Source organism: Micromonospora zingiberis, assembly GCF_004331455.1.
In the GTDB taxonomy this organism is placed as follows: domain Bacteria; phylum Actinomycetota; class Actinomycetes; order Mycobacteriales; family Micromonosporaceae; genus Micromonospora; species Micromonospora zingiberis.
In genome coordinates this window covers 67,046-83,849 of sequence record NZ_SJJR01000008.1, presented here as the reverse complement: position 1 = coordinate 83,849, position 16,804 = coordinate 67,046, and the positions used below count along the sequence as shown (strand labels likewise).

General features: G+C 72.4%; 10 protein-coding genes. All 10 read right to left on the bottom strand.

All coding sequences use genetic code 11. From position 1 onward, the window contains the following. Nucleotides 1-13 precede the first annotated feature (13 nt). On the bottom strand, nt 14-454 hold the full coding sequence (locus E0H26_RS14105) for an acyl-CoA thioesterase (RefSeq protein WP_131304069.1): 441 nt from the start codon (nt 452-454) through the stop codon (nt 14-16). 1 nt (nt 455) lies between these two features. Continuing rightward, entirely contained in the window at nt 456-6,194 is a 5,739-nt protein-coding gene (locus E0H26_RS14100) for a type I polyketide synthase (protein WP_131304068.1), read from the bottom strand. Further along, on the bottom strand, nt 6,191-7,201 hold the full coding sequence (locus E0H26_RS14095) for an RnfABCDGE type electron transport complex subunit D (RefSeq protein ID WP_131304067.1): 1,011 nt from the start codon (nt 7,199-7,201) through the stop codon (nt 6,191-6,193). Before E0H26_RS14095 ends, E0H26_RS14100 begins: the two co-directional genes overlap by 4 nt. 6 nt (nt 7,202-7,207) lie before the next feature. Continuing rightward, entirely contained in the window at nt 7,208-9,157 is a 1,950-nt protein-coding gene (locus tag E0H26_RS14090; RefSeq protein ID WP_131304066.1) for a CRTAC1 family protein, read from the bottom strand. Between the two features lie 371 nt (nt 9,158-9,528). Further along, the gene (locus E0H26_RS14085; RefSeq protein ID WP_131304065.1) at nt 9,529-10,524 is read right to left on the bottom strand and encodes a DUF1702 family protein; all 996 of its coding nucleotides are present in this window, start codon (nt 10,522-10,524) and stop codon (nt 9,529-9,531) included. Nucleotides 10,525-10,582: 58 nt separating this feature from the next. Then, a complete protein-coding gene (locus tag E0H26_RS14080; RefSeq protein ID WP_131304064.1) occupies nt 10,583-11,641 on the bottom strand; it encodes a carboxymuconolactone decarboxylase family protein in 1,059 nt (352 codons plus the stop codon). Then, nucleotides 11,638-13,293, bottom strand: coding sequence for an FAD-dependent oxidoreductase (locus tag E0H26_RS14075; protein ID WP_131304063.1), 1,656 nt, complete (start codon nt 13,291-13,293; stop codon nt 11,638-11,640). The genes E0H26_RS14080 and E0H26_RS14075 overlap by 4 nt, the downstream gene beginning before the upstream one ends. Next, nucleotides 13,290-13,820: a DUF5987 family protein gene (locus tag E0H26_RS14070; RefSeq protein WP_131304224.1), complete on the bottom strand. Its 531-nt coding sequence runs from the start codon at nt 13,818-13,820 to the stop codon at nt 13,290-13,292. The genes E0H26_RS14075 and E0H26_RS14070 overlap by 4 nt, the downstream gene beginning before the upstream one ends. Nucleotides 13,821-14,154: 334 nt before the next feature. Then, a complete protein-coding gene (locus E0H26_RS14065; RefSeq protein ID WP_131304062.1) occupies nt 14,155-15,651 on the bottom strand; it encodes a polyketide synthase dehydratase domain-containing protein in 1,497 nt (498 codons plus the stop codon). A 30-nt stretch (nt 15,652-15,681) separates the two neighbouring features. Then, nucleotides 15,682-16,632 (bottom strand): DUF1702 family protein, encoded by a 951-nt coding sequence (locus E0H26_RS14060; protein WP_131304061.1) that lies wholly within the window; start codon nt 16,630-16,632, stop codon nt 15,682-15,684. Between the last annotated feature and the right edge of the window lie 172 nt (nt 16,633-16,804).

The window sequence follows — 16,804 nt, the reverse complement described above, 5'->3', positions numbered from 1 at the left end:
TCCCGTGGGATCGCTACGCCGCCCGCGCCCGCACCCGGTAGGGCGCCAGAGCCCGGGCCAGCGACTCCGGCACCCGGGCCGGGCTGGTGCGGTTGTTCGGTCCCCGCATGCAGGCGACCCGTTGCCGGCCCCGGGCGACCAGCACCTCGCCGTCGGGATGCAGCCGGACGTAGTCGAAGCTGAACTCGACCTGCGTCTGTGCCAGTTCGATCAGCCGCATCCGGATGGCCAGTTGGTCGAAGGCGGTGATCTCCGCGAAGAACTCGCAGTCCACCTTCAACGTGAACAGTTTCAGGTCGCTGCGCAGGTCGGCGAGGACGTCGTTCGCCTTGTCGTACAGGAACATCTCCCGGCACCGTCCCTGCCAGCGCAGGTAGTTGACGTAGTAGACGTTCCCGACCAGGTTGGTCTCCTCGAAGCCGACCGTGTGCCGGTATTCGTAGTAGTCCTCCACCTCAGAACCCTCCGTCGGTGCGGACGGTGAACACGATCGGCGTGGCCCCGTCGCCCACCGTGGTGGCGAAGGTCGCCACCCGCGTCGTGCCGGCGGCGAAGACCAGCCATCCGGCGCGCTGCACCGGGGTCAGGGCCACTGGTGCCTGTTCCGGTAGGCCCACCTCGCGCAGGCAGGTCAGCACCGCCTCGATCTGCGTCCCGGCGGTTTCCGGGTCGGCACCGAAGCCGTTGACCACCTGGTCGAGCAGCACCTCGTGCCGGCCCAGGACCGCCGCCCAGCCGCCGCTCGGCGGGGCCGACACCGGCCGGACGTCACAGCCGACCTGGGTGCGGGCCGCCACGGCGAGGCTGAGCCCGGCGCCGTGGGAGACCGCGACGAGCCGCTCGCCGACCTTTTCCGGCCGCCCGTCCGGGGCGTACCGCAGGTCGACGGCGTGCCCGAGGGCCCGGCCGACCGCCAGCGCGGGTTGGTCGTCGGCGCCCGGTTCCACCGCCACCGCGATCGAGGCGCCGATCAGGTCGCCCAGGGTGCGCTCCAGGTAGGAGCCGAGCAGCGGCGCCACCCACGGTCCCCGGCCGTCCTTCTTGCGTACCGCCCGCAGTTGCAGGCCCTCCCACCGCTCGACTATCTCGCCGGTGCTGGTGCGCAGTGCGATGTCGTAGACGTAGGTGTCACCGTCGCGCTCCCGCTCGGTGGCGCAGTAGCGCAGCGGTTCGCCGGTGCCCATCCGGGGCCCGGCCGGGTAGAGCCGCTCGATCGCCACCGGCAGCAGCGTGGCGTCCGGTACGCAGACCTGGTTGCCGTGCATCAGCGCGTCCCGGACCCCGGGGTCGCCGAGCACCAGGGTGTCCGGCAGGTAGGCGCTGAACCAGTCGGTCTCCGGCACGGTGACCACGTCGGCGTCGACGTCGCGGGCGGCGGCCCGATGGAAACCACGTAGTCGTTGGAAACGTGCGCCCTGGAACAGGGTGTCGCCGTACAGGTCCCGGGCCGGGTCCAGCGGCACCGGTGGCAGGTCGTCGGCGACCTGCTCCGGTGGGCCGGCCGGCACCGGACCCTCTGCGAACCGCAGTGACGCCTCGAAGTGGTCGGCGGCGAATCCGGTGTCCGCGGTGCGGATCACGGCCCGTACCGTGTCGTCGGCGGTCACCAGGGCCGCGATCCGGATGGTCGCGCTGCCGTGCGGTGGCACCACGATCGGCCGGGCGAAGCGGGCCTGCTCGATGACCGGCACCTCGGCGCGGCCGGTGACGGCCATGGCCGCCTGTGCCATCGCCTCCATGCCCATGACCGCCGGGAAGAGCAGGTTCCCGTCGAGCAGGTGGTCGGGCAGGTACAGGTCGCTGCCGGCGGTCAGTTCGACGTCGGTGACCAATTCCACGCCGTGGTAGCGCACCTGCGGCCGGTCCACGAACCGCAGCAGTGGCAGCTCCGGCTCCTCGAAGCGCAGCGTGTCCAGGCCGTCGGCCCGACCGCTGACCACCACCACGGACGGGGTGTCCGGGTCGGCGATCAGCCGGCGCAGCACCGCCACGCCCTGGTCGGGCGTGATCGGGGTGATGCCGTCGCGGGTCAGTGACTCGACGACGGAGAGCCGCTCCCCCATGCCGACGCCCGACCAGACCGACCACTCCAGGCAGATCGAGCGGCAGTGCGGGTGGGCGGCGCCGAAGCGGCGGGTCTGTTCGGCGAGCCGGTCGTTCGCGGTGGCGTAGTGGGCCTCGCCCCGCAGTCCGGCCCGGCCGATGATGCTGCCGAAGGTGACCAGCAGCTTCAGCCGCCCGGTGTCGACCGCGTCCAGGACCGCGGCGAGACCGCCGACCTTGGGTGCCAGGGCACCGTGGAAGCCGTCCATGCCCAGCGAGGTCAACGCTGCCGGTTCGTTGCGCCCGGCACCGTGCAGTACCCCGGTCACCGGGCCGAGCAGGCGCTGGGCCTCGTCCACCGCGGCCCGCACCGCGACCGGATCGGTGACGTCGGCTCGCAGGTACCGGACCTGCACGCCGGCGGCGGCGAAACGCTCCAGGTTGGCCGTCAGCTCCGCGTCGGCGGTCAACTCGGAACGTCCCAGCACGGCGAGCTTGGCCCCGGCGTCGGCGGCCAGGGCCAGCGCGCACTCCGCGGTGATGCCCTTGCCGCCGCCGGTGACCAGCAGCACGTCGCCCGCGCCGAGGGTCGGTTCGGCGCGGCCCGCCTCGATCGGCAGGGCCCGGAGGGTCTGCGTACGGCGGGCGCCGGTGATGTCGTAGTGGACCTCGTGGTAGGTCTCGGTCGAGGCGACCTCGGCCAGCACCCGGTCGGCGACGTCCAGGGTCGGTGGCAGGTGCACCACCGTGGTCCGGATCCGGGGGTCCTCCAACCGTAGGGTCCGGGCCAGGCCGCTGGCGCCCAGGCCGTACTGCACCAGCACGAAGCGGTCGCCCGCCCCGCCGGTCAGCGCCGCCCGGGCGCCCTGCAACGCCGGTTCGAGTTGCTCCGGGGTGCAGTCCGCCGGCAGCCAGACCAGTACGCCGCCGCCGACCCCACCGCCGGCCAGTGCCTGCCGTACCTGCTCGGCGCGCGGGTCGGTGTGGCCACCGAACAGTTGCCAGGCGGCGTTCGCCTCGGCCGGGCCGGGCAGTGGGGTGGGCGCCTCGGTCAGGTCGACCGCGAACGCCCGGATGAAGGTGTCCACTCCGGGCACCGACGCGGGCTGCGTCAGGTCCTCGGCGAGTCCGGTACCGACCAGCGCCTCCAGCGCCTCGGCGACCTCTCGTACGGTGGCCGTGGCCACGTTGGTGGGCAGCCGCGACGGAGGTACGCCGAGCCGCTGTGCGGCCTGGTTCACCACCTGGCTGACCGTGATCGAACTCAGGTGCAGGTCGTCCAGGAGCCGGCTGTCCTCGCCGACCATTTCCAGCGGCAGTTCCGCCCGGGCGGCGACGAGCTGGCGCAGCACCAGCGCCGCCGGTTCCCCGGTGGGCGCGGTGCCGACCGCCGCCTCCGCCTCGGCGACCCGCTGCGGCGAGTCGGGCAGCACCACGTCCGAGTCGGTCTCGCACGGGCTGGCGAAGAAGCTGAACTCCTCGACGTCCTTGAGCGGCCGGGCCAGTCGGCCGTCGAAGAGCTGCGGATGCACCCGGGCGGCCCCGACGACGTACGCCGCCGCGACGACCCGTAGCACGCTGGCCAGCGTCTCGTCGTCGGTGTCGAGCGCCACCGTCGGCACCGACACGTCGGTACGGCCGAGGTCGGACAGGATCCGCCCGGGGCCGACCTCGACGAACAGGTCCACCTCCTTGGCGGCCAACGCGATGGCCTGTGCGAACAGCACCGGTTCGGTGATCTGGTTGCGCAGCAGGACGGTCAGGTCGGCATCCGGTGCCAGTACGGTGCCGGTCACGGTGGAGACCACCTGCCGTTGCAGCGGGTCGAACCGTTCACCGGCGAGGTACCCGCCGAATGCCTCACCCGCCTCGGCGACCAGCGGCGAGTGGAAGGCGTGCGAGACCCGCAGGCGCTTGCCGGCGACGCCGGCCACCTCGGCTCGTTCCAGCACCCGGTCGACGGCGTCGACCGGGCCGGAGACCACCGTCTGGCGCTGGCTGTTGTAGCCGCCGATGACCACCGGTTCGCCGGTGAGCAGCCGGCGTGCGGTCTCCGGGTCGGCCGGGATGCCGGCCATGGCCCCGCCGGGGCGGCCGTGTTCGGCCATGGTCCGTCCCCGGGCGGCGGCCATCCGCAGCACCGATGGCAGGTCCATCGCCCCGGCCCAGTGCAGCGCGGTCAGCTCACCGAGGCTGTGCCCGACGGCGACGTCCGCCTCGATGCCGAGCGCGGCAAGCACGCTGAGCCCGGCGACCGATCCGGTGACGATGCGCGGTTGGGCGACCTCGGTGGCCACCACGTCACCGGTGGGCAGCGCCGCCTCGGTGACGATCCGGTCGGCCTGGGTGAACCGGCGACGCAGCGCCTCGGCCGGCCGGCCCCGGCCGGTGCCCTGGCCGGGGAAGAGGAACCCGACTCGGGCGGCGCCGCGTACGTGACCGAGGAAGGCCCGGCCGTCCGCGGCGTACAACCGGTTCTCGCCGGCCTGGAGGGCGGCGTGCACCCGCAGCAGCTGACGTTCGGCGTCCTCCGGTGACCGGGCCACCACCGCGGCCCGGTACGGCCGGTCACCCAGTTCGGCGTACCGGCTGGCGGCCAGGTCACCGAGTTGGGCGTAGGAGAGCCGGATCACCTGCTCGGCCAGGGCGTGGACCCGCTCGGCCAGTTCGGCCGGAGTGTCGGCGTCCAGGACGAGCAACTCGACGTTCTGTGCCCGGGCGGCGATCGTCCGGGTCCGGGCGTCCGGCGAGCGGCGGACGCCGTCCTCGCCCTGCACCACGAGGTGGGTGTTGATGCCGCCGAAGCCCATGGCGGTGATTCCGGCGCGCAGTTGGGCGTCGGCCGGCCACGGCTCGGCGGTGGGCAGTACCCGCAGCTTCGCCTCGGCCGAGGTGAGCACCTCGTGTGGCTCCTCGCAGCCGACGGTGGGCGGCAGCATCTGGTGGTGCACCGCCAGGACCGCCTTGAGTAGGCCGGCGACTCCCGCCGCCGCCTTGGTGTGCCCGATCATCGCCTTGATCGAGCTGATCGCGGCCGGGGTGCCGGCGGCGCCGGCGACCCGCCGTGCCTCGGTCAGCGCCCGCAGTTCCGTCGCGTCGCCGACCTCGGTGCCGGTGCCGTGCCCCTCGAACATGGTCACGGTCTCGATGCCGAAGCCGGCGCGGGCGTACGCCCGCGCCAGCGCCAGCCGGTAGCCGTCCTCCTCCGGCCGGGTGATGCCGCCCTTGCCGTCGGAGGACATTCCCCAGCCGGCGACCGAGGCGTAGATCCGCCGGCCCTGCGCCACCGCGTCCTCGTGGCGCATCAGGACGACCATGCCGCAGCCCTCGCCGGGCCAGAAGCCGTTGGAGCCCCGGTCGTAGACCTTCATCTCGCCGCGGGCCAGGGCGCCGGTCTTGGCGAAACCGATGATCTCGAACGGGTCGATCGACAGGTCGACGCCGCCGGCGACCGCGACGTCCAGTTCGCCCTCTACCAGGCTGCGGCAGGCGGTGAGCACCGACAGCAGTGAGGAGGAGCAGGCGCCGTCGACGGTGTAGCCGCCGCCCTTGAGGTCGAAGTAGTTGCAGATCCGGCCGGCGATGGTGTTGGACAGGCCGCCGGCCAGGGTGTCCTCGTCGATCACCGGGAACGGTGCCTTGTACCGCTGTTCCAGGGTGCCGAGGAAGTCGGCGAGCTGGTCGTCGTCCCAGCCCTGTTCGCGCAGGGCCGCACCGACCGTCCGCCGGACGTACGGCCAGCGCAGGCGCAGCACGTTGGCCCGGGCGAACTCGCCGGTGAGGGTGTTGCCGACCACCACGCCGGTCCGCTCGCGGGGCAGTTCCGCCCCCATCGGGAAGCCGGCGTCGCCGAGGGCGCGGGCGGCGGTGTCCAGCGCCAGCCAGTGCGTCAGGTCGGTGGAGCGGTACGTGCTGCCGGCGATGCGGTACTTCTGCCGGTCGAACTCGTACCCTTCGATGACGGCGGCGTTGCGGGCGTAGAACCGGTCCGGAACGCTTCGGTCGGCATCCCAGTAGTCGGCCAGCCGCATCCGCTCGTCCGGCAGGCGGCGGAAGGCCCGCCGGCCGGTGACCACGTTCTCCCACAGTTCCCCGGGAGAGGCGGCGTCGGGATATCGGCATGCCAGGCCGACGATGGCTATCTTGCTCATGCCGGCACCGCCTCCTTGTGCGAGTTGGGGCCCGCGGCGAGGGCGTCGGTGGTGGCGGCCACCGGGGCCGGCACCCCGTCGGTGGTCGCTGTTGCGGCGGCGGCTTCCCGCTGCTCGCGGACCTTGTTGGAGATGTGCAGCGCCCACAGGAACATGCCCCGGACGAGGCAGACGGTGGCGGTGGCGAAGAAGAGGCCGTACGCGATGCCCATACCGGTGATCACGCCGTAGAGGGTGGCCACCCCGGCGCCGAAGGCGATCTGGGAGGCTGGGCTGGAGGGGCTGGTACCCGGGTCGGTGATCATGTAGTTCGTGAACAGCACGAACGCCACGCTGGTCATCATGCCCAGGGCGCCCAGGATGGAGATGTCGAGGATCACGCCACGAACGACCGCCTGGAGCACGAACGCGGAGAGCCAGCCCATGATCAGCCACGTCCGGCCGGTGAGCTTGGCGTTGAGCATCGTCCCGGCGGTGAGAATGATCGCCGGGACCAGCCAGTCGCCCAACGCCGGAGTGTGCTCGGTGAAGTGGTACGGCGGGGCGATGCTGGCCCACGGGAAGAGGATCAGGATCATCGCGATGCCGAAGTTCGACGGGTTCATGTAGTGCCGCAGTCGGCCCCGGACCGGAGCCCGCAGGATCCACTTCGCGGCGATCGCCACGGTGACCCCGAACATCATCACCCAGACCCGGTCGTTGACGTAGGTCAGCATGTTGACGGCCAGCGAGGTGATGTGCGCCGGGAAGAGGAACTCGATGAATCCGCGTCGTCCGTCGCCGAGGAAGCGCGGCGCGCGGCCCTCGGCCCGGGCACCGATGATCTCCAGCACGATCTCCACCGTGTAGCCGGTGGCGAGCGCGATGAACGGCCACAGCCAGGGCTGCTCGAAACCGAGGTAGACGTAACCGACGATGTTGAAGATCGTGATCGAGATCGCGAAGCGGCGCAGCGCCGTCGTGGTCTTGGCGTCGTGTCGGACGGGGCTGGTCTTGGTGTCGGCCATCTCCGTTTACCTCTCGTTGGCCTGCGAGCCGAGCTGCACGTCGTGCCAGCCCGGGGTCAGTTGAAGGTCCTGCTTACGGATCTGCCCGGTGCGGTCGCGCCAGCAGAGGGTGACCTGCAGCGGACCGGTGACGTCGGCACCGAGACCGATGTGCACCTCGTTGCTGCGCTTGCCGGAGTGCCCGCCGCCGCCGTCGACCCGGGAGACGAACTTGCGCCCGTCGGGGGTGGTGACCATGACCTGGGCGCCCACCGCCGGGGAGCCGGTGCCGGCCGGGTCGGCGGTCTCGTGGGTCAGCCGCAGGCCCAGGAAGGCGCCGGGGTCCGGGCTGGTGTTGCGGTAGAAGATCGGTTCGGCCCACTGCCGGGCCACCGCCATGTCGAGCCGGCCGTCGCCGTCGGCGTCACCGGTGGCGATACCTCGGGTGGGCAGCGGAATGTCGAGGCCGAGCTCGGGGGCGATGTTGACGTACCGGCCGTCCTCGCCCCGGACGAAGAAGTGCAGGCGCTGGCTGCCGCCCAGGTCGTCGCCGGCGCGCACGTTCGGCCACCAGGCCGGGTGGCGTACCAGGGTGTCGTTGGTGGTGGCCAGTTCCTGTAGCTGGGGCCACCGGTTGACCTCGCCCCGGACGAAGCCGGTGGCCTGGGCGATGGCGAGCCGGCCGCCGTTGTCGAAGTCGGCCATCTTGACGTCCCAGCCCCAGCCCGACCAGGCCAGGCCGAGGTCGGCGCTACGGTCCCGGAAGGGTGCCTTGCCGCTGCTGAACGCGGTCTTGACCTCGCTCTGGTCGGCGGCGGTGTTCATGAACGTGTAGTTGCTCTCCTGGATGCCGAAGGGGGTGGTGATGTTGCTGACGAAGAGGTCGTACAGGCCGTCGCCGTCGATGTCGCCGAAGTCGGCGCCCATCCCCTTGAACGAGTCCCGGCCGAGCACCTTCGACTTCGGGATGGTCGCCGTTCGGACCCCCTCGACCAGGGCGAACTCGATGTTGCCCGGGGTGGAGCGGTTGTAGAGCAACCGGTCGGGGCCGAAGTCGTGGGCCAGGTACAGCTCGGGCAGCAGGTCGCCGTCGAGGTCGGCGGCGGCAGCGGCCAGCGCCCAGCCCTTGGAGGCGCTGCGCGGGATCACGTTGTCCACCCGCTGGAAGGTGGCGGTGGGTTCGGCGCCACCGGTGCCGCCGGTCCACCGGAAGACGTAGTCCTCGCCGCCGTTGAGGCCGTAGGACATCGAGTCGTTCATCTCCACGCCGCCGTCGACGGTGTCGTCGAGGACCGGGCTGTGCGGGAAGTAGTTGCCGACGTAGATGTCCACGTGGCCGTCGCCGTCGAAGTCGTCGATCGCCACCGCGTTGGTGTTCCACAGCGGGCCGCTGTACTCGTCGACACCGACGCCGGGCACCAGCTCGACGGGGCGGAAGGCGGCGTTGCCGAGGGCGAGCGCACCGCCGTTGTTGAGGAACAGGATCGGGGTCCGGGCCCAGTAGTAGACCAGCAGGTCCATCCGGCCGTCCTCGTTGAAGTCACCCGGCGCACAGCCCATCGGGGCGGTGATCCGGCTGATCGGCAACGGGGCGGCGTCCAGCGCGAACGCCTGGTACCGGTGCTCGCCGAGACCCGGTGTCGGGGTGATGATCGTCTGGTCGGTGCGCGGGTCGGTGAGGCACAGGTCGTTGGCCAGGCCGTCACCGTCCAGGTCGTTCATCGCGATGCCGGCGCCCACTGAGGAGATCCAGGCGTCGATGTGGGTGTAGGCCTGGTTCACCTTGCGCACGGTCTGCTGGACCTGGCCGGAGGGCAGCGCGATGCCCATGGGCTCGAACGCGTACCGAGATGCCAGCTCCGTCCGCTCCGTCGCCGAGGCGCTGGGCAATCGGACGGCGAAGAACATCCCGACCACGAGTGCGAGGCCGATGATTCCGGCCAACTGCCGGCGCAGCAAGCCAATCGTCACTGACATGAACTCAAGACCTCCCGTTGGTGACGGACTCGTCGGTGGCGACTCCACCGCGCGTCGTGGTGGACTACCGGCCTGGGCCGGTCCGGCCACAGGCCGTTCGGCCACACGCATCGCCGGTGGCTCCCGCCCGTCCGGCTGGCGGTCGGCACACCGGATGTCCCGCCGCGAAAAGGCTCGGATCGGACCGCTGGGTGCCGCCCCACCATTCGGGGGACGTGTCAGCAGATCCTCACAGGAGGCCAGAAACCCGGGCTACTCGAAAATTGCCGAGCATTGCCGTCCATCGAATTGATGACACATAAAGATATGCTTCCCAATCCCCGGAACTGAGTCCCCAAAAAGGACTGGGAAAGACGCGGCAATGTTGGGCATTACTCCGTCGCGGCGGCCGCCGTACGGTCAAAATGCCGACGGATGTTGACCCGCCACGTCTCGTACGGTGGGACGGTGCCGTCGTCGCCGGGGGCCGGCGCGGTGTCGTCGGCCAACGCGACCGCCGCCGACACGGACAGCCCGGCCAGCGCCGCCGCGGCCACCGCCGAGTGCGCCGGCACGAAGCCCGCGTGCACCCGTGCCCGCAGCGCGAACACGCTGCCCAGCGCCAGCTCCGAGGCGTACCCGCCGGCCTCGCGGCGCAGCGTGGCGAGGTCGGCCTCACCGCACCCACCGGCGAAGGTGGCGGCCAGCCCGACGCCGCTGAACAGGTCCGCTCGGCGTTCCGGGGCGAACCGCCGCACGGCGGCGTCGACGTCGCGGACCCGGGCGCCGTGGATGAACCACAGGGCCCGGCCGATGCCCTGATCCACCGCCCGGCCGAAGTAGGCCGGGTGCCCCTGCCAGTCGTACGGCGCGGGCACCCGCTGCTCGTCGACCCACTTACGGACGTCGAAGTAGGCCAGGTCGAAGCCGTACCCGTCCACGGCCAGCCAGGTCATCGTCGGGTGGAACGGGCCCGGCTCCAGTTCCGGCACCACCTTGCGCCAGAGCGGTCGGGGCAGCCGGGCCATCGCGAAGCCGATGCCGATGTAGGCCAGGAACAGGTGCGGGGCGCCCGGGCCGACCAGCAGCTCACGGGTGCGCCGACGCCGGCCGCCACCCATCGCGTCCAGCACGGTGAAGGCCATCGTGACGCCCTCGTAGGCGAAGCCGCGCATGCCCTCGTCGACCAGCTCGACCCGCTGTTGCACCTCGGCGAGGTCGCGGCAGTCGATCCCCCATTCGAAGCCGCAGACCACCGCCCGCGGAATCGCCTCCAGTCGCGCGGTGGCCGGCGACGACGGCCCTGGGAAGCCCCGGCGGGCGAAGCCGACCTCGCTCAGCGCCGGTGCCAGCGCCAGCCGGCGCAACGAGCCCATGACGGTGGACATCGTGGTTCCTCCTCGGACGGAGTCGTACCGGACAGCATGCCCGTCGATGGCTCGGCGGTCACGAGGTTGCCGGTGAGGTCGGATCGAGCGGGACCCAGGCCGCCACCCGACGGGCGGCGGCCATGCTGGCCCAGGCGGTCAGCTCCACCAGCGCCCGGTCATCGGCCCCGGTGGCGCGGACACCGGCTACCACCTGGTCATCGACCTGGTAGGAGGCGAACGCGGTGAGCAGCGCGAGGCGCGCCGCCGGGTGGTCGGCGGCAGGCAGGTCACGCAGCGCCTCGCCGACCCAGGCCCGGCTGATCCCCGGCGGTCGGCCGTCCCAGTCGTCGAGCCGGGCGGTGACCAGTTCGCGTACGGCGGCGGGCACCGACCGCCGGCCGGCGGTGTCGATCGCCGCCCCGCCCCGGGCGAGGGCGTCGGCCAGCACGGGACGACCGGTGCTCCAGGCCAGATCCGGCGCCACCGGCGCGGCCGGTAGCAGCTGCTGGGCGGTACCGGCCGGGCGGTCGCCGCGCGCCCCCCGGGCCATCAGGGCACCGAAGATCCGGCGGACGCCGCCGCGCATCGGCGACGGCAGGCTGGCCGGCAGCGGTGACGGGTCGAGGAAGACGTTCACCATCCGGTTGAGGTAGTGGAAGACCAGGGCCACACCGAGCAGCTCGACCGCCTCGGCGGCGGCGACCGGCGGTACGGCGTCCCGGGCCTGCGCCCGGTCCGTGCCCGCCCGGGCCCACTGCGCCACCTGGACCCGGCGGGCGTCGGCGGCCGGGTCGGTGGTCGACCGGAGCAGACCCGCCATCGTGGCCGAGTGCACCTCCACGCAGTACGGGCACGAGTTGGCCGTCGAGACGGCGGCGGCCACCGCCTCCCGGGTGGCCCGGTCCACCCGGCCGGCGGCGACCAGCGTCTCGCGCAGCACGATCCAGCACGCGGCCAGCACCTGCGGTGCGGGTGAGTGCAGGCTCACCGGTGGGGCGAGCATGCCGAAGTCCCGCTCCACCTGCTGGTACACCTCGGCGACGAGGCCGTCGGCTCGCTCGATGGGCACCGGGGTGACCCGGCGTACGTGCCCCCGGGAGGGACGCCGGGCCACCCTGGCGTACAGGCCACTCACCGTTGCAGCGCGCCGCGTACCAGCGGCAGCACGGCGTCGCGGCTGCTCGTGCCTCCGTCCGGGGCGGGAGCGCCGTAGCGGACGTCCACCCCACGGGCCCGCGCCGCCGCGACGATGCCGGGCACCGCCCGCTCGGCCAGCGCGGCGATCGTCATGGCCGGGTTGACGGTCAGCCCTCCCGGCACCGCCGAGCCGTCGGTGACGAAGATGCCGGGGTGGTCACGCAGTTCGTGCCGGTCGTCCAGCGCCGAGGTGGCCGGGTCGTCGCCGATGCGGCAGGAGGCCAGCGGGTGCACCGTGTACGCCCCCACCACGTCGTTGGTCCACGGCATCACCCGGGACAGCCCGTCGCGTTCGAGGATGTCGCGCACCTCCGCGTCGGACAGCGCCCAGCCACGCAGGGTGTTCTCGGTCGGCTCGTAGCGCAGCGCGCCCCGGGCCAGCATCTGTTGGGACAACCGCATCGCGTTGCCGCTGGGCGGCGGTGGCCCGAACACACCCTCGTTGTCGTCCTCGCTCATCGTGAAGATGGTCAGCCAGGACTGCCAGCTACGCAGTAGTTCCTTCTTCTCCGCGCCGAACCACGTCGGCCCGAGGGCGTCGGGCACCTGGGCCAGGATGGTGCCGAAGCCGGGCGGGAAGTAGAGCTGCTCCAGCGAGTACCGCTCGTACTCGGGCAGCGACCCGTCCAGCCGGTCCCAGGTGGCCACGCAGGGCCCCTTGCCGATCTGGTACGCCTCGTAGGGCACCCCGTCCGGCCGGCTCAGACCGAGCACGTCACGGATGCGCTCCTCGTCGAAGATGGCCGTGTTGAGCCGTTCCCCGTTGCCGGAGAAGTACCGGCCGACGGCGTGCGGCATCGGGCCGAGGGTCGGCTCCGAGCGCTGGAGGATCACCGGCGTGGCCCCGGCTCCGGCCGCCAGTACGACGATCTTCGCGTCGATCGTGCCGCTGCCCACCTCGACGCGGTAGTCGACGTCGTCCAGGACGGTGTAGTGCACCCGGTAGCCACCGTCGTCGGTGCGGGTGAGGTGCTGCACCTCGTGCAGCGGACGGATCTGTGCGCCGTGCGCCAGTGCGGCGGGCAGGTAGTTGAGCAGCAGCGAGCGCTTGGCGTCGAACCGGCAGCCGGCCATCATCCAGTTGCAGTTGGTGCACTTGGCCTGGTCCAGCGCCGCCGGGACCGGGTTCGCGGTGCGCCCGGCGTGGTCGCAGGCGGCACCGAACAGCCCGCCGGAGTACGGCACGCTCTCCCAGCTCGTCTGGGTGATCGGCAACGCCTCGGCGACCCGGTCGTACCAGGGTTCGAGCGTGTCCCGGGAGATCGTGGTCGGCCACATGCGCCGGCCGATGCTGCCCTGCCGCTCGAAGACGAACCGGGGCGCACGGGGCATCGCGGCGAAGTAGACGACGCTGCCGCCACCCACGCAGTTGCCGCTGAGCACGCTCATCCCGTCGCCGATGACGAAGTCGAAGACGCGCGTCGAGGACGAGCCGAACTTGAAGTCGTGCTCGAAGTCCTCACCGGACAGCCATGGGCCGCGCTCCAGCACGACCACCCGGGCACCACCGGCGGCGAGGTGGTAGGCGGTGATCGCGCCGCCGAAGCCGCTACCGATCACGAGGACGTCGGTGCTCTCGGAACTCGTCATGCGGGGCTCCCGGAGGGCGTGGTGTCAGGGTGCGGCTGGGCCAGTTGCCGGCCGTAGCTGTAGGTGTCGAACCGCCACAGTCCGTCGGAGTCGGGCGGCCGGAAGCCGATGATGTTCAGGCCGACGTGGCCGGCGGCGAGCGCCTCCACGGTGTTGGAGTGCGCGGCGGCGTCGAAGGCGATGACACTGAACATGGCGAGGCTGATCCACGCCTCCCGTTCGGGGTGCGTGGGGTCGGTCAGCCGCTGTACCAGGCGGATCCGGTCCGGGTAGTCGAGCGAGACGAACGCCGGGACCTCCGGGTCCAGCTCAATCTCGGTCTCGGCGGCGTAGGCTCGGGCGTGCTCCTCGATACCGTCGGCCAGCGCGTCCAGCGCCGGGGCCATGCCGCCCTCGACGGAGCGGAGCACCAGCAACGCGCCGGCGGCGACCGCACCGCCGCCGGACGAGACCCCGGCCACGGCCCGGTCCCCCGGCCACCGCTTCTCGCCCGGCAGAATCGTGTCGGCGTACGCCTCCAGCACCATCGTCCGCCCCTGGTTGGTTTCCATTGCCGCGGGCACGGGCATCACCTCAGACGCTCAACTCGAATTGACAGGAAACGCAGGGCGCGAACCGGCGACCGCGGGCAATTTCAGGTGCCTATCGAAGGCTCCCGACACCCCCGCGACATTCATTCAGCCTGGCGTACACCAATGGTGTACGGAGATCGCCGCATCGACATCTCGCGTTATGCTGTCCACGTCCACAAAGGACTGTCGCGTTATGGGAATGGCGCGGGCGTGACAATGCGCCGGGCCAGTGCCGGGCGGTGGTGTGGGTTGTCCGGGCCAGCGCCGGCCGGGGCGGGTCGATGCGGTGTCAGTTTGCGGACGCCACCGCCACCACCAGTTCGTCCGGTCCGCCGCGCAGCCCTACGGCACAGGTGGCGACCCGCCAGCCGCCCGCGGTGAGCAGCACCCAGCCGTCGGTGGTGTCCTGGTTGTAGGTGAGCGGGGTGAACGCGGTGACGCCGACTTTGTGCAGTGACTCCAGCGCCGACCAGACCCGGGTCCCGGCCCGGTGCGGTGACTCGCCGGTCTCGGCGACGATCAGTTCGGCCAGGGCGAGGTGCGCGCCGAGCAGCTGTCGCCACTCGGCGGGCTCGCGCCGCACCACCGGTTCGAGATCGCAGCCCACCGGGGTGCGGGCGGCCACCGCGAGGGTGTGCCCGGCGCCGTGTGCGGCCGAGACCCACCAGCCGCCGCCGACCTCCGGTCGACCGTCGCGGCGGTAGCGCACCGTCGTACCGTCGCCGAGCAGCCGGGACACGGCCAGGGCGGTGTGCTGTCGGCGCCACCCACGGCGCAGGCCCGGCTCCAGCACCGTGGCCACGTCGCGGGAGACCAGGCCGGCGAGCCGGCGGTGCAGGTACGGCCCGAGCACCTGCGCCGGCCACGGACCGGGTGCCCGGCGGACGGGCAGCAGTCGCAGCCGCAGCCCGGTCCAGCGCTCCACGATCCGCCCGCCGGCCCGCGTCTCGAGGTCGAACCGGTGCACCTCGTCGTCCTGAACCCGCCGTACGGCGCGCAGCGTGACCTGTTCGTAGGGGCCGATGCCGGCCAGCCAGATCCGGTCGACGCCCAGCGGTTGCAGCACCGTGTCGGGTGCCCAGGGCCGCAGGGCGCGCAGGAAGGCGTCCCGCGCGCCGGGGTCACCGAGCACCAGCGGGCCCGCGACCGCGGCGAGCGATCCCGCCGTGCCGTCCCCGGTCAGCTCCACCAGGCAGCCCGACGCGGTGATCTCCCGGTAGCGCAGCCGGTGAGCTGAGCGTCCGGCGAACCACGCGCCGGGCGGTCGGTCCCCCGCCGGGCCCGCGGGCGCGACCGGTAGCGCGGTCGGAACCGGCACGGTGGCCGCCGGACGGACGACCGGCCGGGCCGCGACGTCGGACCGGCCGGCTCCCGGATGCCGGAGCCGGGCGTACGCGTAGGTCACCTGCCGGCCCCGGTGCTCACCGCGCAGCGTGACCACGGCGGTGCCCGCCTGTGGCTCGGCCGCCGCGGTGAGCCGGAGTTGTACGACGCCCTCGCGGGCCGCGAGTGGTTCACCGAACTCGACGGACTCGAACACCGGTGGGCCCCGATGGCCGGTGAGCGCGGCCCAGGCCTGCGCGAGCGCCTCCAGGACGTAGGCGGCGGGTAGCAGGGGTGAGGTGGGGTTTCCCGGCTCGTCGAGGCAGGGTTCCTCGCCGGGGCCGAGGGTGGCCGTGGTGACCAGCAGCCGACCGGGGTCGTGGACGAGCACCGCGCGGGTGAACCGCGCGGCGAACGCCACGGTGTGGGGCATCGCGCCGTACGTCGCCGCCGTCGGCTCCACCGCGTCCACCCTCTCCGGCCGCGTCGTCGCTCAGACGAAGTGCGCCTGGATCCGCTGTCGCCACAGCTCGTAGGCCGGTTCGGTGCCGTCCGGCGGAAGGTTGTCCCGCTCCCGCTCGGTGATCACCGCCGCCTCCTCGGGCGTGCATCCGCAGAAGACGTCGGTGGCCAGGGGGGTGTGCTCGGTGACCAGGCCGGCGCGCAGCCGTGCCTGCGCGGCGAAGGCCGAGCCCTGGGCCAGTTGCGGGCGGTACCGGCCGGCGTGGACGGACAACTTCTTCAGGTCGTCGGGGTCGGCTCCGCCGGCATAGGTGGCGGCCAGACCGAGGCCACTCCACAGGTCGCCGTGGCGGGCCGGGTCGAAGCGCTCGACGAGCTGCGCCGCGACGTCGGGATCGGCGCCGGCGACGAACCAGCTGGCCCGGCCGATGCCCTGGTCGATCGCGCGCTGGGGGTAGTCGCCGGGCACGTCCGGCGGCCAGGGCACCGGGGCGACCTCCTGGCGGCGGACGAACCGGTCGGTCTCGAAGTAGGCACGGTGGAAGCCGAGGCCGTCGAGCACCAGCCAGCGCAGCAGCGGGTCCGGCGCCGCAACGGCCGACCAGCGCCACCGGGGAAGCTTGGCGTACGCCCATCCGATCCCGACGTAGGCCATGTAGATGTGGGGGGCGCCGGCTCCGGTCAGGAACCGGTTGGTACGCCCACCGCCGGGGGCGACACCGTCCAGGATCGCGTACCCCATGGCGGCGCCCTCATAGGCGAAGCCTCGGAACTGTCGCTCGATCAGGTCAAGGCGGCCGATGTCGGCGTCGTCGCGGGCCTCGACCGCGGCCCGGAAGCCGGTGAGGAAGCTGACGCCGACGGACTCCAGCCGGTGCCGGGTGGGCTCGTCCTTGACGTGGAATCCACGCCGGCTCATCGTCGTCTCGGCGGTGTCCGGCGTCATGAGCTGCGCGCGGAGGCTGCGCCACAGGCCTGCCATGGGCTCTCCCCAGGGAAGACGGACGCCGATGGCGTCCGGGTCCTCGTCCGGTGTTTCCAGACGAGCCGAGGCTATGGGCCGCGCACGATGGTCGCCTACTTCCCGGTTGCTCTGCGTGACAGCGTGATCACGGGAATCATCCCTGCCCCGGCGACAGGAACACCCCTCGGCC